The 19794-nt window shown below is 70.0% G+C and carries 14 protein-coding genes; 6 read left to right on the forward strand and 8 right to left on the reverse strand.

The genetic code is table 11. The annotated features are described in order from the left end of the window. Positions 1 to 114: 114 nt before the first annotated feature. The 3 genes from ACFYWJ_RS06930 (at position 115) to ACFYWJ_RS06940 (ending at position 4412) form a co-directional block, all read left to right on the forward strand. Complete coding sequence (locus tag ACFYWJ_RS06930) at positions 115 to 1377, forward strand: XRE family transcriptional regulator (RefSeq protein ID WP_355274864.1); 1263 nt, start codon at positions 115 to 117, stop codon at positions 1375 to 1377. 40 nt (positions 1378 to 1417) lie between these two features. After that, the gene (locus ACFYWJ_RS06935; protein WP_218716750.1) at positions 1418 to 2671 is read left to right on the forward strand and encodes a pyridoxal phosphate-dependent aminotransferase; all 1254 of its coding nucleotides are present in this window, start codon (positions 1418 to 1420) and stop codon (positions 2669 to 2671) included. 463 nt (positions 2672 to 3134) lie between these two features. Beyond that, the gene (locus ACFYWJ_RS06940) at positions 3135 to 4412 is read left to right on the forward strand and encodes a YibE/F family protein (protein ID WP_355274862.1); all 1278 of its coding nucleotides are present in this window, start codon (positions 3135 to 3137) and stop codon (positions 4410 to 4412) included. A gap of 3 nt (positions 4413 to 4415) precedes the next feature. On the opposite strand, the gene ACFYWJ_RS06945 is transcribed toward ACFYWJ_RS06940, so the two are convergent. Together ACFYWJ_RS06945 and ACFYWJ_RS06950 are read right to left on the reverse strand one after the other, a co-directional pair. Continuing rightward, complete coding sequence (locus ACFYWJ_RS06945) at positions 4416 to 5777, reverse strand: Hsp70 family protein (protein ID WP_355274860.1); 1362 nt, start codon at positions 5775 to 5777, stop codon at positions 4416 to 4418. Between the two features lie 87 nt (positions 5778 to 5864). Continuing rightward, the gene (locus tag ACFYWJ_RS06950; RefSeq protein WP_355274858.1) at positions 5865 to 7187 is read right to left on the reverse strand and encodes a UDP-glucose/GDP-mannose dehydrogenase family protein; all 1323 of its coding nucleotides are present in this window, start codon (positions 7185 to 7187) and stop codon (positions 5865 to 5867) included. 231 nt (positions 7188 to 7418) lie between these two features. On the opposite strand from ACFYWJ_RS06950, the gene ACFYWJ_RS06955 reads away from it, so the two are divergent. Beyond that, a complete protein-coding gene (locus tag ACFYWJ_RS06955) occupies positions 7419 to 7943 on the forward strand; it encodes a YdcF family protein (protein WP_355274855.1) in 525 nt (174 codons plus the stop codon). A gap of 91 nt (positions 7944 to 8034) precedes the next feature. Then, positions 8035 to 9600, forward strand: a complete 1566-nt coding sequence (locus tag ACFYWJ_RS06960) for an alpha/beta hydrolase (RefSeq protein ID WP_355274852.1) — start codon at positions 8035 to 8037, stop codon at positions 9598 to 9600. A 3-nt stretch (positions 9601 to 9603) separates the two neighbouring features. Here ACFYWJ_RS06960 and ACFYWJ_RS06965 read toward each other — a convergent pair whose 3' ends face one another. The 3 genes from ACFYWJ_RS06965 to ACFYWJ_RS06975 all read right to left on the reverse strand — a co-directional run bounded on the left by ACFYWJ_RS06965 (position 9604) and on the right by ACFYWJ_RS06975 (position 14797). Beyond that, positions 9604 to 10257 carry a response regulator transcription factor gene (locus ACFYWJ_RS06965; protein WP_355274850.1) on the reverse strand — a complete coding sequence of 218 codons (654 nt, stop codon included), beginning with the start codon at positions 10255 to 10257 and terminating at the stop codon, positions 9604 to 9606. After that, the gene (locus ACFYWJ_RS06970) at positions 10254 to 11432 is read right to left on the reverse strand and encodes a histidine kinase (RefSeq protein ID WP_355274847.1); all 1179 of its coding nucleotides are present in this window, start codon (positions 11430 to 11432) and stop codon (positions 10254 to 10256) included. The genes ACFYWJ_RS06965 and ACFYWJ_RS06970 overlap by 4 nt, the downstream gene beginning before the upstream one ends. A gap of 170 nt (positions 11433 to 11602) precedes the next feature. After that, a complete protein-coding gene (locus ACFYWJ_RS06975) occupies positions 11603 to 14797 on the reverse strand; it encodes a (Fe-S)-binding protein (protein WP_355274844.1) in 3195 nt (1064 codons plus the stop codon). 506 nt (positions 14798 to 15303) lie between these two features. Between ACFYWJ_RS06975 and ACFYWJ_RS06980 the strand changes: the two genes are divergently transcribed. Beyond that, positions 15304 to 16002 (forward strand): hypothetical protein, encoded by a 699-nt coding sequence (locus ACFYWJ_RS06980; protein WP_355274841.1) that lies wholly within the window; start codon positions 15304 to 15306, stop codon positions 16000 to 16002. A gap of 58 nt (positions 16003 to 16060) precedes the next feature. On the opposite strand, the gene ACFYWJ_RS06985 is transcribed toward ACFYWJ_RS06980, so the two are convergent. The 3 genes from ACFYWJ_RS06985 to ACFYWJ_RS06995 all read right to left on the reverse strand — a co-directional run bounded on the left by ACFYWJ_RS06985 (position 16061) and on the right by ACFYWJ_RS06995 (position 19786). Then, on the reverse strand, positions 16061 to 16915 hold the full coding sequence (locus tag ACFYWJ_RS06985) for an NRDE family protein (RefSeq protein WP_355274838.1): 855 nt from the start codon (positions 16913 to 16915) through the stop codon (positions 16061 to 16063). A gap of 91 nt (positions 16916 to 17006) precedes the next feature. After that, positions 17007 to 18269, reverse strand: coding sequence for a S1 family peptidase (locus ACFYWJ_RS06990; RefSeq protein ID WP_355274836.1), 1263 nt, complete (start codon positions 18267 to 18269; stop codon positions 17007 to 17009). 155 nt (positions 18270 to 18424) lie between these two features. Further along, a complete protein-coding gene (locus tag ACFYWJ_RS06995) occupies positions 18425 to 19786 on the reverse strand; it encodes a S1 family peptidase (RefSeq protein ID WP_355274833.1) in 1362 nt (453 codons plus the stop codon). Positions 19787 to 19794: the final 8 nt, after the last annotated feature.

Consider the following 19794-nt stretch of genomic DNA (forward strand, 5'->3'; position numbering starts at 1 on the left):
GTGTGTCTCACTGTCGCACTCGTACTCTGGAGGCAGTAGTCCGTCGGATGAGGTGACGCCGTGGTCGGGGAGTGGACAGGCAGGGAGGCCAGAGCTCTTCGCGATGCCAAACGAATGAGCATCCGGGAGTTCGCGGCTCATCTCGGCGTGCACGAACGCCTGGTCTCGAAATGGGAGGCCGGTGGCGCGCGGGTGCGTCCGCGGCCGGTGAATCAAGCCGCGCTCGACACGTCGCTGGCTCGGTCCGACGACGTCGTCCGCGCACGTTTCTCTACTCTTTTGGCGCCCACCGGCGCCGACGCCGACCTGCTCGCTTTCGTCGACGCCGGTGCGATCAAAGGCGCTGTGTCCGAGGTGATGTCGGAGAGGGAGTTGATCATGGCGGCTGCGCACGAGGCGAGCGAACACGCGGCCGCGGCGGAGAGCACCAATGTGGGCGCGACGACGCTGGCACAGCTCGACGCCGACGTCCGGCGCATCGCCAACGAGTACGTGCACGCCGCGCCCGCGCCGATGATGGTCGAGATGCTGCGGGTGCGGCGCCGGGTGTACCGACTACTCGACGGGCAGCAGAAGCCCGGCGACACCAGTCACCTCTACCTGCTCGCGGGCACCCTGTCTGGTCTGATGGCCAACGCCAGCACCGACCTGGGGTACCTCGACGCCGCGGGCGAACAGATCAGGGCCGCTTGGGCATACGCCGAACTCAGCGGGCACAACGGCTTACGCGCGTGGACCCGCGGCATGCACGCGCTGATCGAGAACTGGTCGGACCGGCCGCGCAACGCGGTCCAATTGGCGCGCAGCGGCCAGGAATTCGCCGGGCAGGGCCTGGCCCGGGTCCGGCTGCTCAATATCGAGGCCAGGGTGTGGGCGCGGCTGGGCAGCGACGCCGAGACCGACCGGTGCCTGCGTGCCGCCGAGACGGTCGTCAGCGACCGGCGCGACGAACTGCACGACGAGATCGGCGGCGTGTTCGGCTTCGGCGCGCCGAAGGCCGCCTACTACGCGGGCGCCACCTGCATCCAGCTCGGCCGCGCCGAGCAGGCGCTGGCCGCCACCGAACGGGCCATCACCCTGTACTCCAGCGGGCCCGCCCTGCAGCGCTCCTATGGCGCCGAGTCACTGGCCCGGGTCGACAACGCCGCGGCCCACCTCATCAACGGCAGCATCGACGGCGCCGCCGACGCCCTGCGCCCGGTCCTGGGCTTGCCCGAGGACCGCCGCATCGCCCAGCTCGGCGAGCGATTGACCGGGGTGCGGCGCCGGATCGCCGCGCCCGCCTATCGCGACGCGCTCGAGGCCCGCCAGCTCGACGAGCGGATCGAGGAATTCTGCGGCGCCACCGCCGCCGCGGGCCTGCCACCAGGCAGATGAGGGGCGGTGCGCCGGAAACCGGTTTGCGGCGGATGGCACCATTGGTCGGGTGAGTCCTCAATCGCCGCATGTGCCGCCGCGCGTTCTCGAGCAGTCGAAGAAGCTGCAGGACGTGGTCTACGAGATCCGTGGGCCGGTACACGCACACGCGGCGCGTTTGGAGGCCGAGGGGCACCGCATCCTCAAGCTGAACATCGGCAATCCAGCCCCGTTCGGGTTCGAGGCGCCCGACGTGATCATGCGCGACATGATCGCGGCGCTGCCGTACGCGCAGGGGTACTCCGAGTCCAAGGGCATCCTGTCGGCGCGGCGCGCGATCGTCACCAGATACGAGCTGGTGCCCGGCTTCCCCGAGCTCGACGTCGACGACGTCTACCTGGGCAACGGCGTCTCCGAGCTGATCACCGTCACCATGCAGGCGCTGCTCGACAACGGCGACGAGGTGCTGATCCCGGCGCCCGACTACCCGCTGTGGACGGCCATGACCAGCCTGGCCGGCGGCACCCCGGTGCACTACCTGTGCGACGAGGCCAACGGCTGGCAGCCCGATATCGCCGATATCGAATCGAAGATCACCGACAAGACCAAGGCCCTGCTGGTGATCAACCCGAACAACCCGACGGGTGCGGTGTACTCGGCGGAGGTGCTGCAGCAGATCGTCGACCTGGCGCGCAAGCATCGCCTGCTGCTGCTGGCCGACGAGATATACGACAAGATCCTCTACGACGACGCCAAGCACATCTCGCTGGCCTCGCTGGCGCCCGATCTGCTGTGCCTGACGTTCAACGGCCTGTCCAAGGCGTACCGGGTGGCGGGGTACCGCTCCGGCTGGCTGGCCATCACCGGGCCCAAGGAGCACGCGGCCGGTTTCCTCGAGGGCATCGATCTGCTCGCCTCCTCGCGGCTGTGCCCGAACGTGCCCGCCCAGCACGCGATCCAGGTGGCGCTCGGCGGGCACCAGAGCATCGAGGACCTGATCCTGCCCGGCGGGCGGTTGCTCGAGCAGCGCGACGTGGCGTGGGAGCGGCTCAACATGATCCCCGGGGTGTCCTGCGTGAAGCCGCGGGGCGCGCTGTACGCCTTCCCGCGACTGGATCCGAATGTGCACGAGATCCACGACGACGGGAAGCTTGTGCTCGATCTGTTGTTGCAAGAGAAGATCCTGATGGTGCAGGGCACCGGGTTCAACTGGCCCGACACCGACCACCTGCGGATCGTGACCCTGCCCTGGGCGCGGGATCTGGCGGTGGCGATCGAGCGGTTCGGCAACTTCCTCGCCAGCTACCGTCAGTGAGTCCTCACCGCGCGGGGCTGTGACCAGTGAGTTTCAGGGGTTTGGGCAACCTGGTCATCTGTATAGATAGACCAAAACAGACTCCAAGTTCGGAATCTCGGAGATTTTGAAGAGCTACTAGTGCAAAAGTCCAAGTTTTGTGTACAGTAGTCCTCGGCGCTTCGGCGCCCGGCCCGGTTGTCTACCCCCCCTGGACAATCGAGAGCCTCAGGTAAGCGCGCCTACCCCCCTGGGCGCCTGCCTGCGGGCGGCGGAGACATCCCCCTGCTCTCCGCCGCCCCCACAGCGCAGCACCGCCTCCCCGGGATTCAGGCCAGACCGAGTCCCGGGGAGTTTTGCGTTGGCGGCCGGTGGTTGGTGGGTGGGTTTCGGTAGCCCGTTCCCGGTGAGTTACCCATGTTCTCGCGTGATCGCGGGGTTGCGTCGGGTCGTTCTTGAAAACGACATCCTTTAAGCTTTGGCGGTGAGCGATCATCACCACCATCACCATCACGATCATTCGGGGCCCATCGCTATCGGGGATACGGCGGCGAAGGTCGTTGTGGGGCTGCTCGCGGTGATCGGGGTGGTGGTGCTGGTGGCGACCGCGATGCTGTGGCCGAGCGCGCAGCATGTCGAGATTCCGCTGCCGATGCAGACCGTGTCGGGTGGGGCGGTGCAGACCGAGGCCGGGACCGTGGTGCTGCAGGACATCGGGCCGTGCGGGAGTCCGTCGAACGGGCGGGTGTTCACCGGGCAGCCGGTCGAGCCGCGGGCCGCCTCCTACACCTGTCAGCGCAGCGTGGTCGACATCCGCTCCGGGCCGGACGAGGGCAAGAAGACGCTGTTCGAAATCGCGCCGGGACCGGGACAGCCCGACCTGCGGGCGGGCGACGACATCCGGATCGTGCGCGCGGCCGACCCCAGCGGCACGACCATCTACGACTTCGACGACTACTCGCGCGGACTGCCGCTGCTGGTGATCGTGCTCGCGTTCGTGATCGTCATCTGTGTGGTCGCGCGGTGGCGCGGGTTCCGGGCGCTGCTCGGGCTCGTGTTCGCGTTCGCGGTCGTCGTGATGTTCCTGCTGCCCGCGCTGCTCGACGGCAAGCCCGCGATCCCGGTGGCGCTGGTGTCGGGCGCGCTGATCCTCTACGTGGTGCTCTATCTCGCCCACGGGGTGAACCTGCGGACCAGTTCCGCGCTGCTCGGCACGCTCGCCTCGATGCTCGTCGCGGCGCTGCTGTCCTGGGTGGCGCTCGAGATCACCAATCTCACCGGGCTCTCCGAAGAGCAGAACACCAACGTGGCCACCTACATCCAGCACGTCAGCATCACCGGGTTGCTGCTGGCCGGCTTCATCATCGGTTCGCTCGGTGTGCTCAACGACGTCACCATCACCCAGGCCTCGGCGGCGTTCGAGCTCGCCGCGCTCGACCAAGGCGCGTCCCGCGGGGCGATCTTCACCGCGGCCATGCGGGTCGGGCGCGACCACATCGCCAGCACCGTCTACACCCTGGTGCTCGCCTACGCCGGTGGCGCGCTGCCGCTGCTGCTGCTGTTCAGCGTCGCCGGGCGGTCCATCAACGACGTGCTCACCGGCGACGCCGTCGCCATCGAGATCGCGCGGTCGGCGGTCGGTGGCATCGCACTGGCCCTGTCGGTGCCGTTGACGACCCTGATCGCGGTGCTGCTGGCCCGGCCGTTCGGCGCCAAGCAGGTCGCCGCGCCGCCGCAGCGGGCCCGGCACGCCAGGAACTGAGCGCTACTGACCCGCCGGCGGGAAGCCGGGCAACACCACCGGCGGGATCGTCGGGACGATGATCGGCGGCAGCCCCGGTACCACGGTGATGGTGTTGGGGCCCTGCGGCGGCGGAGTCGAGGTGGTCGGCTGCGAGTCCTGCCTGGTCACCGGCGGCGCGGCCACCGTCGCGTGCACCGCGTCGGTGGTCGGGGCGGCCGCCGAGGACGGGCCGGCCAGGGTCGGCCGGGGCGCGGTCGACTCGGGCACCGCCTGGGAGCCGTCGCTGGAATTGCCGCGCTCGAGCACCTCGGGGCCGTAACCGAGCCCGAGGCCGATCGCGGCGACCACCACGAGCGAGCTCACCGTCAGCACGGCGGCGTTCAGTTCGCGGCGATTGTTGCCGTTGCGGCTGGTCAGCGAACTCAGCGGCCGACGACGGCGTGCGGGCGCGGTCAGCCAGGCCGGTGTCGCGTCGTCGATCTCGGTCGTCGGGGCGGGCGCCGGACTCGCGGGCGCCTGCTGGACCTGCGCGGGCCGCGCGAGCAGCGCGGCGCCACGGGCCAGCGCGGTCTCCGGCTCGGCGGGCACGATCACCGGCACCCCGATCGTGCGTTCCAGCACCCGGGCGATCAGCGGAATCCGCGCGCCGCCGCCGATCACCATGATCGCCTGCACCGGATGCTGCGCGCGGATGATCACATCGCGGGTCATCCGCGCCGACGACTCGATCGCCAGCATCATCAGCGCTTCGAAGTTCTCCTGGGTGAGCAGCACCAGGCCCTGCTCACTGGGCAGCGCGACGGCATTGGTGCTCGACAGCTGCTCCTTGGCGGCCCGGCACAGCGCGTCCAGCTCGGCCAGACCCACCGGGTCGGCCGGATGCGCGATCCGGCCCGAGGCGATCTGCTGCTCCCGGATCAGCGAATCCAGGTAGTCGCCGCTGATGTCGCTGATCCGCTCGCACTGGTAGACGTCGCTGGTGCGGGCGTTGACCACGCTCACCGTCAGACCCGAGCTGCCCAGGTCGTAGACCGCCAGCGTGGACACCTCGCGCATGTCGGTGGTCGCGTGCGCGAAGTGCACGGCGGCAACCGCTTCGGGAACCAGCTGATAGTTGGTGAGCTGACGCCGGGCCATCGCGGCCCGGATCGCCCTGGCCTGCGGTTCACTGCGGAAGGTGACCGTCGTGGCCGCGACCTCGGGCGCGGCGGCCAGCGTCGCGGCGATCGTGTCGGCGGCCGATTCCTCGGCCTGGTGCTCGGGCATCGAAATGGTGTGCAGTTCGAAGGAATACGGCGGGACGAATCCGTGGGGGCCACCGTGTTGCGGGCGCGCGAGGCGCACCGTGCCGGCGCCCACCGATACTCCCAATACCGCGCTCATCAGCTGCCCATCTCGTTCCCTACTGCACGACATGCGGAGCCTGCACACTCGGGACGATGCCCGGCAGCCCCCGCTTGGATCGCCACTCTACGGGGTACCGAGTCCGGCGTACACCCACCCGGCGTCCCGCCAGGCAGTACGGTCCAGGCAATTGCGGCCGTCGATGATCGACCGGGTCCGCACCACCGGATCCAGATCGGCGGGGGTCAATGCCGTGAACTCGTTCCATTCGGTCAGGACCAGGACCACGTCGGCGCGATCGCAGGCCTCGGCGACCGAGGTGGCGTAGTTCAGCGTCGGGAAGACCCGGCGCGAATTCTCCACCGCCTTCGGGTCGTACACGGTGACGACCGCGCCGTGCAGCTGGATCATCCCGGCGACGTTGAGCGCGGGCGAATCGCGCACGTCGTCGGACTCCGGCTTGAACGCCGCGCCCAGGACCGCCACGTTCGCGCCGAGCAGCGAGCCGCCGCAGGCCCGCGCGGCCATGTCGACCACCTTGGTGCGGCGGCGCATGTTGATGTTGTCGACCTCGCGCAGGAACGCCACCGCGTGGTCGGCGCCCAGCTCACCGGAGCGGGCCATGAACGCGCGGATGTCCTTGGGCAGGCAGCCGCCGCCGAAACCGAGTCCGGCGTTGAGGAATCGGCGGCCGATGCGGGCGTCGTAGCCGAGCGCGTCGGCCAGCATCGTGACATCGGCGCCGGTCGCCTCGCAGACCTCCGAGACCGCGTTGATGAACGAGATCTTGGTCGCCAGGAAGGCGTTCGCCGAGACCTTCACCAGTTCGGCGGTGGCCAGATCGGTGAGCAGGAAGGGGATCTCGGCGGCGATCAGCTCGGCGTAGATCTCGCGGATCTGCTCCTCGACCCACGTCGATCGTTCCCGGGCGTGGTCGATGCCGAGGACCAGGCGATCCGGGCGCAGGGTGTCCTGCACGGCGAAGCCCTCGCGCAGGAACTCCGGGTTCCAGGCCACCTCGACGTCGACGTTCGCGGCCGCGCGGGCCCGTTCCCCCAGGGCCGCGGCGGTGCCGACCGGCACGGTGGACTTGCCGACGATCATCGCCGGGCGCTCCAGCATCGGCGCCAGCGTGTCGACCACGGCGTGGACGTATTTCAGGTCGGCGCCGTACTCGCCCTTCTTCTGCGGTGTGCCGACACCGAGGAAGTGCACGTCGGCGTGGGCCGCGGCGTCCTCGTAGTCGGTGGTGAACCGCAGGCGGCCCGCGGCGAGGTTGCGCTGGAGCACCTCGTCCAGACCGGGTTCGTAGAACGGCACCACACCGTCGGCCAGTTTGGCCACCTTGCCGGGATCCACATCCACCCCGACCACATCGTGCCCCAGCTCGGCCATACACGCGGCATGCGTGGCCCCCAGGTACCCCGTTCCGAAGACTGTGCATCGCATAGTTCTGTTGGTAAGCCGCGCGCGTGGCTACGCCGCGTCAGCGAGGCAAGAGCGGGCGCAACATCTGGTGTACAGGGGGAGACATCGGCTGGTCGGCGGCATTCGCGAGGCTGCTACCTGCGGTGATGGGTGCTGTTGGGGTGCAAGGTTCGGATCGTGGGTGTGCAGGGTGTCCGCGGGTGTGGACGTGTCGGTGGGGTCGGGTGGCGGCGCGTCGCTAGCATCGGGCCGGTGCGCCGGTCCGTTGTCGTCCTCGGTGCGCTGCTGCTCGCGGTGATCGTCGCGGTGGCCGCGCTGTGGCCGGTGTATGTGCGTCCGCGCGTCGACGCGCCGCTGCCCGCCGACGCGATCCTGGTCCTCGGCGGCGCCCACGACGGTCGCGAACAGCTCGGCTTGCGACTGGCGGCCGAAGGCTACGCACCGCGCGTCCTCGTCTCCAACCCCTACGAACACAGCCCGATGGTGAACCGGATCTGCCACGGCGGCTACAGCTTCGAGGTCATCTGCTTCGACCCCAGCCCCCGCACCACCCTCGGCGAAGGCCGCGAACTGGCCCGCCTCGGCACCGGCTGGTCCCGCGTCATCGTCGTCACCTTCACCCCACACGTCTCCCGAGCCCGCTACATCCTCGGCACCTGCTGGCCGGGCGAACTCCTCTTCGTCGACCCGAAACCCCACCTCTCCCCGGCCCGCTGGGCCTGGGACTACGCCTATCAGTCGGCGGGGTACGTCAAGGCCTGGTTCGCCGACTGCTGAGGTGGCCTCTTCCCGGCGGCGGAATGCGCGGCCGACAAAGTCACTCAGCCGGTAGACGCGGGCGACGGCGGGGCGGAAATACCGTTCGACCATGGGAATCTTCACCAGTGGACGGAGCGCGGCCGCGGTCGCGACGGGGTGTGCCGCGGCAGCGGTGATCGGTTGTGCGGCACCTGAGCAGGTGGCGCCGTCGCACGGAACGCTGCCGGATCGGATCGGGAACCAGCGGATCGAATGGCACGACTGCGACACTTCGCCGGAGGACGCGGTGGGGCGCGGGCTGGCCGCGGTGGGCGCGCGGTGCGGGGAGTTCCAGGCGCCGGTGGATTACGCGCGTCCGTTCGGGCCGACGGTCACGATCGCGGTCGCGCTGCGGCCCGCGAGCGATCCAGTCCGGCGGCTCGGGACCCTGGTCGTGGAGACCGGCGGACCCGGCCCGTCACGCGAGGGGGTGCCGATGCTGGTCGAGGGCCATGAGGGTGGCTATCCGGCCGCGCCGGAACTGGCGCAGCGCTACGACCTGGTCGCGCTGGACCCGCGATTCTTCGGTGCGAGCAGTCCGCTCGAGTGTGGCTGGCCGACGGGCGAGTATCTCGGCATCGCACAGGGCGCGCCGACCGACCGCGCCGGGTTCGACCGCACCGTCGACGTGGCGCGGGATCTGGCGCAGCGGTGCGCACCGCATCGGGAACTGTTGCCGCACGCCTCGACCCGCGCCGTGGCGCGCGACCTCGATCTGCTGCGGACACTGCTCGGCCAGCAACGGCTGTCGTATCTCGGCTGGTCGTGGGGCAGCTATCTCGGCGCCGTCTACCTGCAGATGTTCGGTGACACCGTCGACCGGATGGTGCTCGACAGCGCCCTCGATCCGCGGGCGCCCGGCCCCGATCTCACCCGCGCCACGGCACCGGCCACCGCGGCCGCGCTGGCGGACTGGGCCCGCTGGGCCGCCGACCACGACCCGGAACTCGGCCTCGGTACGACACAGCAGGCGGTGCTCGCCGAAGTGGACGCCATGGCCGCCCGGATCGCCGAGCGTCCTCCTGTGGTCGCCGGGATCACGCTCACGGCGGACATGGTTCCCGGCCTGCTGCTGACCGTCGACGACACCGACGAGTCGTACACCGAGTTCGGCGCGCTCGTGCGCGCGCTGTCCGACGCGTCGCGCGGCCTGGTCGTCGACCTGCCGCCGAGTTCGGCCGCCAAGCTCGCCCTCTACGCCGAGACCGAGGTGATCCCCGAATTCGGGTTCAGCGCGACAGTCGCCAATCAATGCGCGGATCGAGCCGCCAGGGATGTCGAAGCCCACTACGCCGACATCGAGGAGCATCGCGTCGCCGAACCGCTGTTCGGCGCCCTGGCCCGTCACCTCACCCCGTGCGCGGTGTGGCCGACGCGCCCGGTCGAACCCGCCACCGAGATCGATACCTCGGCCCCGGCGCTGCTCGTCGGCGCCGAGGGAGATCCGGTCGCACCGATCGCCGGGCAGCGGGCACTGCGCGCGGCGCTGTCCGGGTCGCGCTCGGTGACGATGACCGGCGTGTTCCGGCACGGCGTCTACCTGTTCGAGCGCTCGCGCTGCGTCGACACCGCCGTCGAGCGGTATCTGCTCGACGGTGTCCTGCCCGCGGCCGACCTCCAGTGCCGACGGGAGTGACGGCTAACGCGGCCCGCCGCGGGCGAGTCCGGCTTCGTGCGCGATGATGACCGCCCGCACCCGGTCTCGCGCCGACAGTTTCGTGAGGATATGGCGCACATGGGTTTTCACGGTGCCCGCGCCGATGTCGAGCGCCATCGCGATCTCGGCATTGGACGATCCCCTGGCCATTTCGGTGAGTACGTCGCGCTCGCGGCCGGTGAGGGTGGCCACCAGCTGTCGCGCCGCCGGATCGATCGGCGGGGCGAGCCGATCGAGCAGGCGCCGGGTGGTGGACGCGGCGAGCACCGCGTCACCGCCGTGCACGCTGCGCACCGCGGACAGGAAGACCTCCGCCGGCGCCTCTTTCAGCAGGAATCCGCTCGCGCCCGCGCGCACGGCGGCGACCGCGTAATCGTCGAGGTCGTAGGTCGTGAGGACCAGCACTTTGGGCGGATGACGCGCGGCCGTCAGCCGACGGGTGGCCTCGATGCCGTCCATCCCCGGCATCCGGACATCCATGACGACCACATCCGGCGCCAGCCGCCCGGCCGCGGCGAGGGCGGCGGCGCCGTCGGCAGCCTCGCCGACTACCCGAAGATCTGGCTGGGAATCGACCACCATGCGGAACCCGGCCCGCACCAGGGCCTGGTCCTCGACCAGGAGCACCCCGATCATCGGTGGACCGCCAGGGGAATGCGGGCCTGGAGGAGATGCCCGGCGCTGTCGGAGCGGCGGCGCAACTCCATGCTGCCGCCGTAGGCGGCGACGCGCTCGCGCATGCCGACGAGGCCGTATCCGGCACTGACGGACCCACCCTCGGCGTGTCCGTCGTCCCGGACGCTGACCTGTAAGCAGGCATCGTCGACGTGCACCGAAACCTCCGCGCGCGCACCGGCTCCGGCGTGTTTGACGATATTGGTCAGACCTTCCTGGACGAGGCGGTAGACGACCAGGCTCACGCCGGTGTCGAGCGGCTCCCCGGCCAGGTCGACGGTCAGGTCCACCGGCAGGCCGGCGTCGCTCAGGTCGCCGGCCAGGCGGGTCAAGTCCGAGATCCCCGGTGCCGGGGCGGGATCGGGCTCGTCGCGGTCGTCCTCGCGGAGGACGCCGATGGCGCGGCGGGTTTCGGCGAGGGCGGCGCGGCCCTGGTCACCGATGGCGGTCAGCGCCTCGACCGCGCGCCGCGGTTCGGCCGGCGCCGCGTAGCGACCACCGTCGGACTGCGCGACGATCACGGCCAGCGAATGCGCGAGGATGTCGTGGATATCGCGGGCGATCCGGTTCCGCTCGGACAGCACCGCCATCCGGGTCCGCTGTTCCTGCTCGCGCTCGAGCAGCGCGGTCTGTCGAGCCAGCGCCTCGAACTCGCCGCGACGGGCACGCTGCCAGGCGCCGCCGAGCCATGCCGCGACGACCGCGCCCGCCAAGGACACCCCGACGAGCACATGCGCCGACGCCGGCATCGGAAGCTGCGGCCAACTCCAGCCGCCCAGCGCCGCCCCAGCCAACCCCGCCACGAGACCCGCGCGGCTCGCCCACCGATCGGCATAGGCTGCGAGGGTGTAGACCGCGAGCGGCACGGCGATATCGGCGGGCAGCGCGCCGGTCGTGGCCTGGACCGTCGCCCACTGGACGAGCGCCACCACCGCGACGACTGCGGCCGACCACTCCGGCCATCTCCGCCGCCAGGTCAGCGGAACCAGCAGGGCCACCGAGAAGGCGAAGTAGTCCGGCCCGGCGTCGACCAGTGCTCCGGCCAGGAAACACACTGTGATCAGCGCGATCACGATGACCGCGTCCGCGTGCGCCGTCCGCGCGCGCAGCCAGACCGCGACTCGTTCATCGACCATTCGCTCACCCTAGGTCGACCTGTCGGCCACCACCTCTACCCTCGGAACGATTTCCCGGGGGAGCGCGACCATGGTGCTCATGCACGAACCGGTCCGCGGGATCGGGGTCCACACGAGAAGCGAAGAGGCGCGGACTCCGAAGAATCCGCGCCTCTCGCTGTGTTCAGTTGTCAGTTCTTGCGGCCGGGGGCCTTCGCGCCGGACTTGAAGCCGAGGCCGCCGGGCTTGGCGGTCGGCGGGGCCACCGGCGGGGTGCCGTTGCCGTTGGTGGGCTCGGCCGGGGTGGCCGGTTCCGCCGTGGCTTCGGGCTCAGCCGGGGCCGTCGGCTCAGCCGGGGCCGGGGTGGCCGGGGCTGCGGCGCCGGGGGCCTTCGGGCCGGGGCGCTTGAAGCCGGACTTCATGGCCAGGCCCTTGGCGGCGACCGTCGGCTTGGTCTCGGTGGGGGCCGAGACCGGCTCCGCGGCGGGAGCTTCGGCGGCCGGGGCCGCTGCTGCTGCCGGAGCGGCGGCCGGAGCCGCGGCGGCGGGGGCCTTCGCGCCGGGAGCCTTCGCACCCGGAGCCTTGGCACCGCCCTTCATGCCGAGACCCTTGACCGGCGGGGCGGCCGGTGCGGGTGCGGCTTCGGCGGGCGCCGCGGCCTCGGCGGGAGCGGCCGGAGCCTTCGCGCCGGGGGCCTTCGCGCCACCCTTCATGCCGAGTCCGCCACCGGGTGCCTTGGCGGCACCCTTCATGCCCAGACCCTTGACCGGAGCCGCGGGGGCCGCGGTCTCGGCGGCGGGCGCCGCGTCGGCTGCCTTCGCACCCGGCGCCTTCGCACCGCCCTTCATGCCGAGTCCGCCGCCGGGCGCCTTGGCGGCACCCTTCATACCCAGACCCTTGGCGGGTGCGGCCGCGGCGGGCGCGGCTTCGGCGGCGGGTGCCTGCGCACCCGGCGCCTTGGCGGCACCCTTCATGCCGAGTCCACCGCCGGGTGCCTTCGCGGCACCCTTCATGCCCAGTCCGCCACCGGGCGCCTTGGCGGCGCCCTTCATGCCGAGGCCACCACCGGTCGGCGCGGCCTTCGGGGCGGCCTCCTCGGCTACCTCGGCGACCGGCGCGGGTTCCGGCTCGGGCTCGGGCTCCGGTTCGGCCTTCGGCTCCTGGACGACGAGCAGGTTCGCCGACAGCTCGGCGGCGTCGACCCGGGTGATCGAGTCGAGCATCAGCTGCGCGACGTCGACGACCTCGACGCCCTCGCCCTGACCCTGCTCCTGACGCGCGGTGACACCGTCGGTGAGCATGACGCGGCAGAACGGGCAGCCGGTCGCGATCTTGGTCGGGTTGGTGGACAGTGCCTCGTCCACGCGGTCGACGTTGATGCGCTTGCCGAGCTGCTCTTCCATCCACATCCGGGCGCCACCGGCACCACAGCACATGGACCGCTCGCCGTGGCGCGGCATCTCGACCAGGGTCGAACCCGAGGCCTCCATGAGCTCACGCGGCGCGTTGTAGATCTTGTTGTGCCGACCCAGGTAGCAGGGATCGTGGTAGGTGATGTTCTGCGACACCGAGGCCACCGGCACCAGCTTCTTCTGCCGCACCAGGCGGTTCAGCAGCTGGGTGTGGTGCACGACCTCGTAGGTGCCACCGACCTGCGGGTACTCGTTGTTGAGCGCGTTGAAGCAGTGCGCACAGGTGACGACGATCTTCTTCTTCGACTGCTCGACACCCTCGAACACCGAGTTGATGACCTCGATGTTCTGCATGGCCAGCTGCTGGAAGAGGAACTCGTTGCCCGCGCGGCGGGCCGAGTCACCGGTGCAGGTCTCCTCGGCGCCGAGCACCATGAACTTGGTGCCCGCGGTGGCGAGCAGCTCGGCGACCGCCTTGGTGGTCTTCTTGGCGCGGTCCTCGTAGGCGCCGGCGCAGCCGACCCAGAACAGGTACTCGTAGCCGTCGAAGCTGTCGGCGTCCTTGCCGAAGACCGGGATGTCGAAGTCGACTTCCTTGATCCAGTTGAGGCGGTCCTTGGAGTTCTGGCCCCACGGGTTGCCCTTGTTCTCCAGGTTCTTGAACAGACCGGCGAGCTCGGACGGGAACTCCGACTCGATCAGCACCTGGTAGCGGCGCATGTCGATGATGTGGTCGACGTGCTCGATGTCCACCGGGCACTGCTCGACGCAGGCGCCACAGCTGGTGCAGCTCCACAGGACCTCGGGGTCGATGACGCCGTTGACGTCCTCGCCGCCGATCAGCGGGCGCTCGGCCTCGAGGCGCGCGGCCTCGGGGATCTTGGCCAGCTTCGCCTCGTCGGGCTTGCCGTCGGCGTCGACCAGGCCGATCTCGTCGCCGCCGGGATCCTTGCGGCCACCGGCCAGCAGGTACGGCGCGGCGGCGTAGCCGTGGTCGCGCAGCGACATGATCAGCAGCTTGGGCGAGAGCGGCTTGCCGGTGTTCCAGGCGGGGCACTGCGACTGGCAGCGACCGCACTCGGTGCAGGTGCTGAAGTCCAGCCAGCCCTTCCAGGAGAAGTCCTCTATGCGGCCGACCCCGAGGTTGTCGACATCGGGGTCGACGTTCTCCATGTCCAGGACCTTGCCGTTGGAGATCATCGGCTTGGCCGCGCCGAGGGCGACGCCGCCGTCGGCCTCACGCTTGAAGTAGATGTTCGGGAAGGCCGAGAACCGGTGCCAGGCCACGCCCCAGGTGATGTTGCGGCCGACCACGAACAGCCAGACCATGCCGGACATCAGCTTGACGAACGCGAAGATCGAGATCAGCGTGACGTTGGCCGGGATGATCTTGGCGATCTGCCCGGTGATCGGGTCGGTCCAGGTGGAGTGCCCGGTCAGCGACAGCACACCGGCCTTCACCAGCACCATGCCGATGCCTTCGGTGAGCACGACCCACTCGACGAAGTACGCCGGACCGAACTTCGAGCCGCTGAAGCGCGACAGGCGCGCGGGCAGGCGCGGGTGGTTCAGCTGGCGGATGATCATCAGCGTCGCGATGCCGACGACGGTGCCGACGCCGAGGATCTCGTCACCGAGATGGAACCACCAGGTCTCGCCGATGAACGGCCACGACCAGGTGGGATCGAAGGTCTGCCCGTAGGCCATGAACCAGAACTGCGCACCGGCGAGGAAGCCGATCATGACCAGCCAGTGCGCCCAGCCGACGGTGCGGAACTTGTTCATCCGCGTGTGCGCGATGAACTCCACGATCATGGTCTTGAATCGCGGGAAGAACGGTCGCCACCGATCCGGCGCGGACTGGCCGATCGTCACGGCCTTGCCGATCTTCCACGCGCCGCTGAGGAACGACGCCCAACACAACAGGCTGAGCAGTGCTCCAATCGTGCCCAACGTGATTGTCAGGGCATTCATGTCGCGACCTTTCTTTAGAGGCAACACGAGGGTCTTGGGTGAGACGGACTCACCCGGTTGGCTCGTATCGTAACCGGCGCTAAGTTACCGGCCAGTAACTACCGGTGTCCACCGTAGGATCGGCATTTGCGCTCTGACCTTGTTTACTGCGGCTTGACCTAGGTTTTGCCTGTGAGCAATGTCACATAAATGTTTGCCGAAAGGTTCCTAGGGCTGCTGGTGAACACCGTAAACCGTGCGTGATCTGCGACGGAGCTAAGGACAGGCTTACTCCGGCTGTCGAGATTCCTTCTGGCCTCAGCGGATTCGGTCCATTAGGCTCCAGCTGTTCTGTCTGCTGTGCCGGTCTTCACACTGCTCGGGGAGAAGTAAGGGACACCTCACGGTGTGTCTCTGCTTGACGAGTCTCGCGTGTCGCGGATCGCACGCCGCACCACACCTGATGGATTGGAACCTTAATGAACTTCCGTAGGACCACTGCGGCTGCCGCACTGGTTATCGGCGCCATGACCGTGTCGCTGGGGACCGCGCACGCTGAGCCCGTTCCCGCGGCTCAGGACATCAAGTACTCGGTGAAGCTGGTCGACAAGACCATCGTCGCCACCCTGCAGAACGGCACCTTCGCGATCGTCGAGCAGGACGGCGAGACCCCCGAAGCGCCGAAGACCAAGGTCGCCGAGATCAAGGACACCACCGGTGCCACGGTCGTGTCGCTGCCGATCGACTTCACCGTCAACGGCACCGAGATCCCGACCAAGTCCGCCGTCACCAAGGACAGCACCGTCCTCGAGCTGACCCCGGAGAAGCCCGAGGGCCTGCAGCTGGGCACCGAGCCGGTCGGCGTGAAGCCGGTCCTCAAGGCCTCGCCGATCGCCTCCGCGCAGGAGAACCAGAAGGCGATCAACGACTTCGCCAGCAAGTTCAGCATCGGTACCGCCATCGGCACCTTCGTCGGCACCGCCATCGGCGCCCTCGTCGGCTGCGTCTTCGGTCTGCCGCTGTTCGGTGTCGGCTGCCTCGCCGGCCTGCCGCTGGGTGCCGCTGTCGGTGGCATCCTCGGCATGATCGCCATCGGCGGCCCGACCATGCTGGCCGCGGGCGTCGAGCTGCTCAGCGTGATGCAGGCGCCCGAGGGCACCACCGTGTGGGCCGAGAAGCCGAAGGCTGTCGCCGCTCCCGCGCCGGAAGCCGCTCCGGCCAACTGATCCACAGCCGTACCGCGAAGGCCCCGCTCCGATCCCGGAGCGGGGCCTTCCGCGTTTCTCAGTCCAGGACCAGCTCCCCGGACACCGATTCCGCACCGCCGGTGACCCCGTGGCGGCCGAACGTGCGCTCGGCCATGGTGTAGCGACCGTCCTCGCGAATCAGCAGCACGGTGCTCGCGCGGGTGCCGTGCAGGTCGTGGGCGACGAAGCGCGCGGAGACGGACCGCTCGAATTCCAGGGGGATGCCGGTGTGCGGCAGGCGGTCGTCGGGCGCCTCAGTGCGGTCGGCGAGCAGGGTGAAGTAGTCGTCGACGGAATCCGGTGCGGTGGCGACGATGTCGCGCAGGCCGGTCAGGCCGCTGTCGACCTTCGGCCACAGCGGCGGGGCGCCGGCGCCGAGCACCGTCGGGCGGACCTGGGGATGGCTGTGGACGGATCCGGGCACGGTCGCCACGTGCGCCGCGTTGGACAGCCCGTGCAGCCCCGGTGCCAGCTCGGTGGGGCCGACGCCGCTGCGGTTCGACTGCCACCACAGGCTGCGCAGATCGCTGACCAGCAGGTTGTAGCCCACGTAGGCGTCGGGTGCGGCCCCGGCCACCGCGGCCAGATACTCGGGCGGGCGGTCCGCGCCGCGCAGGTAGTCCATCAGCAGCGCCCCGCGGGAACGCGGGCGCGCCGGGGTGTCCTGGGGATCACGGACATTGGTGACCGCGGCGAAGCGGGCCGCGTCGGTGCGCAGGCCGAGCCAGGTGCCCACCGCGATCGCGCCCAGGTCACGCCCGGCCAGCAGTCCGGGCTCCTCCGGCCAGTAGCGCAGCGACTCCGTCGCGCGGGTGTAGAACTCGTCCCGGTTGGCGGCCACGATCAGCCGGTACTCGGGGTGCGCTCGCCAGGCGAGCAGAACCAGACACATGACCCCAAGCATGCCCTGGACACCGAAAAGGCCGGTAGCGCACTGCTACCGGCCTTTTCTGGCTGCTCTGTGCCTGCGGTGTGACCCGCGATCAGTTGGTGCGGACCGCCAGGCCCGGGTTGTCCGAGAGGACGACGCTCAGCGGCTGCGCGAACAGCTGCGGGACGTCACCGGTGATCGCGCCGATGATGTTCGGGATCTCGCAGATCGGGTAGTCGGCGACCGACGACGCGCTGGAGATGCCGAGGGCCAGGCGACCGGTCACGATCGCGCCACCCGAATCGCCGGGCAGGGCGCAGATGTTGGCCGAGAAGCTCTGGGTGAGCTGACGGTCGCCGACCTGGACGGTCTGGTCGACGCCGTTGATGATGCCGCAGCTGAAGCCGGTGCGCGAACCCGACTTGCAGACCGGGGCGCCGACGACCGGGGTGGCCACGCCGTCGACCGCGATCGGGGCGTTGCCCGGCACGCGGACCAGGTTGTTCTCGAAGCGCGCCCGAGCGTTGTCGTTGATCCGGATGATCGAGTAGTCCTGCTCGCCGAGCACCGACTTCTGGAAGGTGCCCAGCTGGGCGCCCGCGCGATCACCGTTGAGCTCGTAGACGGCCGCGGCGTTGCCGGTGCCCGCCGAGCCGATGTCGGGGTTGCAGTGGCCCGCCGAGATGTTGATGACGTTGCCCGCGCGGTCGGTGCCGTTGAAGCCCAGCGAGCAGCGCAGCGAGCTGCGGCCGATCACCGAGGCGAAGCCGTCGCCGCCGGCCAGGGCGCCGTTGCCGTCGCCGGCGACCGGGGTGGCCGACAGGTCGACGCGCTCGCCCGCCACCGGCGGCGCGGTGACGACGACACGGGACGGGTCGATGAAGCTCGGCAGCGGCAGACCGGCCTGCTCCACGCGCACCGCGATCGCGTTGTTCACGGTGTCGATGACGACGCCACGGACCAGGTTGGCGACCTCCGGCGGCGCGGCGGCCAGCCAGTTCTCGAACGCGGTCTTCTCGCCACGCAGCGCGGACTCGCTCTTGGCGACGTTGCGGACCTCGAAACCGGCCGACTGGGCGGCCTCGCGGGCCTGGTCGGCGCCGGGGCCCTGCGCGAGCGCGACGACGGCGTTACCGGCGTCGTTGAGCCACGCGCCGGCGAAGGCCTGCGGGAACTGGCGCTGCGCGGTGGTGGAGAACGCGGCGACCTGCTGCGCGACATCGGCGCGGCGCAGGTACTCGTCGGGGGAGATCTTCAGATCCCGGGTGACCGCCTCGATCAGCTGCGCGGGCAGGTCGGCAGCGGGCGCGGGCTGCGCGTCGGCGACTGCCATGGTGGGGCCGAACAGCAGAATCGCCGCCGAAGCGGCGATCACGGACTTCCGAGCTCTTCTCGAGCTTCGCGCGGACGGGGTGCGACCCATACGTGGCAGGAGCATGATCGAACTATATGGGCTGGAGCGGGTTATGCCTACTCGGACCGGGCAAGAGATTTCGCTCACCCGGTCCGGTCCGGCGATTCGTTGTGAGGTCAGCCTGCGTTCGGCTTGGTACGCACGGCGATTCCACTACCGAGACCCCCACCGGAGGTGGCCTCGATATCGGTCAGGATCGGCCGGATCGGCACGCCGAGCGAGGCGGTGCCGCCGTACGGGGCCAGCTGGGTGTTGGCCTCGGTGCAGTTGGGCGCCTCGGCGGCGTTGGAGCCGCTGGTGATGCCGAGTGCCAGGGTGCCGGTGACGATCGCGCCGCCGCTGTCACCGCCGAGCGTGCAGGCGCTGCTGGCGAAGCCGCGGATCGTCTTGCTGACGCCCTCGGCTGTGAACAGCTGGGTCTCCACATGGTCGGCGGAGACGAAACCGCAGGTGAAGGTGGAGGACTGGCCGGTCTTGCAGACCGGGGCGCCGGTGACCGGTTCGGCGGTGCCGGTGATGTACAGCGACGTCCCGTTCGCGCCGCGCACCCGCGGCTGGTCCATGCCCGCGTTGACCGCGCGCTCGTTCAGCTTGATCACCGAGTAGTCCAGCGCGGCGGGTCCGCCGAGCACGGCCTTGGCGAACGAGCCGACCTCGGGGCTGTTCGGGATGTCGCGCACGTTCGGCACGTAGACAGGCGCGGTGCCGCCGTTGTCGACGTTCGGGTTGCAGTGGCCCGCCGAGATGTTGAGCGCGTTGCCCGCGGCATCGGTGCTGTTGAAGCCGAACGAGCAGACGTCGACGCCGCGCAGCGTCGTGTCGTGCAGGTCCTTGGTCGCGGTGATGTAGGTGTCGCCGCCCATCGGCTTGTACTCGACCGGACCGCCGCCGCCGGGGGAGAGCACGACCTTGATGGTGGCGATCAGGGTCGGCAGGTTGAGCAGGTGGCCGGGGCCGGTGTTGGCGATGTTGAGCACCAGCTGGCTGTTGAGCGCGTCGATGGCGATCGAGCTGATCGGCGCGGAGATCTCGCGCGGCAGGCTCGCGATCCACTGCGCCAGCTGCACCAGCGCGCCCTCCAGGCCGCCTGCCGAGATCGGGGCGAGGTGGGTCTGGTAGCCGTCGGCCGCGGCGATCTTGCCCGCCTCGGCGTTGGTCACGGCGATGACGGCCTTGCCTTCCGGCGTCATCCAGGCGCCGGCGAAGGTGTCGGGGTTCTCGGCACGGAAGTCGCTGGCGTAGTCGCGCAGCTGCTGCGCGCGGGCGGCGCGGTCGAGGTATTCGGTCGGGGTCATCCCGAGGTCGCGCGAGAGTGCCGTCACCAGCTCGGCCGGTAAGGCGTCGGCCGACAGCTGAAGGGGCGCCGAAGGTTCCGCGGTCGCGACGCCGGGGCCGAACAGAGGTGCCAGGAGAACAGTCGCGGCGAAACCGGCGGAGGCTGCCTTGACTGCGGCGCGACGCGCCACCAACTTGCGCATGAAATCCC

Source organism: Nocardia sp. NPDC003269 (assembly GCF_042888005.1).
GTDB lineage: Bacteria > Actinomycetota > Actinomycetes > Mycobacteriales > Mycobacteriaceae > Nocardia.

Excerpts from the sequence above, each read along its gene's own strand:
- ACFYWJ_RS06930 (WP_355274864.1), top strand. The coding sequence starts at position 115 with ATGAGCATCCGGGAGTTCGCGGCTCATCTCGGCGTGCACGAACGCCTG.
- ACFYWJ_RS06945 (WP_355274860.1), bottom strand. The coding sequence starts at position 5,777 with ATGAGCGCGGTATTGGGAGTATCGGTGGGCGCCGGCACGGTGCGCCTC.
- ACFYWJ_RS06950 (WP_355274858.1), bottom strand. The coding sequence starts at position 7,187 with ATGCGATGCACAGTCTTCGGAACGGGGTACCTGGGGGCCACGCATGCC.
- ACFYWJ_RS06960 (WP_355274852.1), top strand. The coding sequence starts at position 8,035 with ATGGGAATCTTCACCAGTGGACGGAGCGCGGCCGCGGTCGCGACGGGG.
- ACFYWJ_RS06965 (WP_355274850.1), bottom strand. The coding sequence starts at position 10,257 with ATGATCGGGGTGCTCCTGGTCGAGGACCAGGCCCTGGTGCGGGCCGGG.
- ACFYWJ_RS06970 (WP_355274847.1), bottom strand. The coding sequence starts at position 11,432 with ATGGTCGATGAACGAGTCGCGGTCTGGCTGCGCGCGCGGACGGCGCAC.
- ACFYWJ_RS06975 (WP_355274844.1), bottom strand. The coding sequence starts at position 14,797 with ATGAATGCCCTGACAATCACGTTGGGCACGATTGGAGCACTGCTCAGC.
- ACFYWJ_RS06980 (WP_355274841.1), top strand. The coding sequence starts at position 15,304 with ATGACCGTGTCGCTGGGGACCGCGCACGCTGAGCCCGTTCCCGCGGCT.
- ACFYWJ_RS06985 (WP_355274838.1), bottom strand. The coding sequence starts at position 16,915 with ATGTGTCTGGTTCTGCTCGCCTGGCGAGCGCACCCCGAGTACCGGCTG.
- ACFYWJ_RS06995 (WP_355274833.1), bottom strand. The coding sequence starts at position 19,786 with ATGCGCAAGTTGGTGGCGCGTCGCGCCGCAGTCAAGGCAGCCTCCGCC.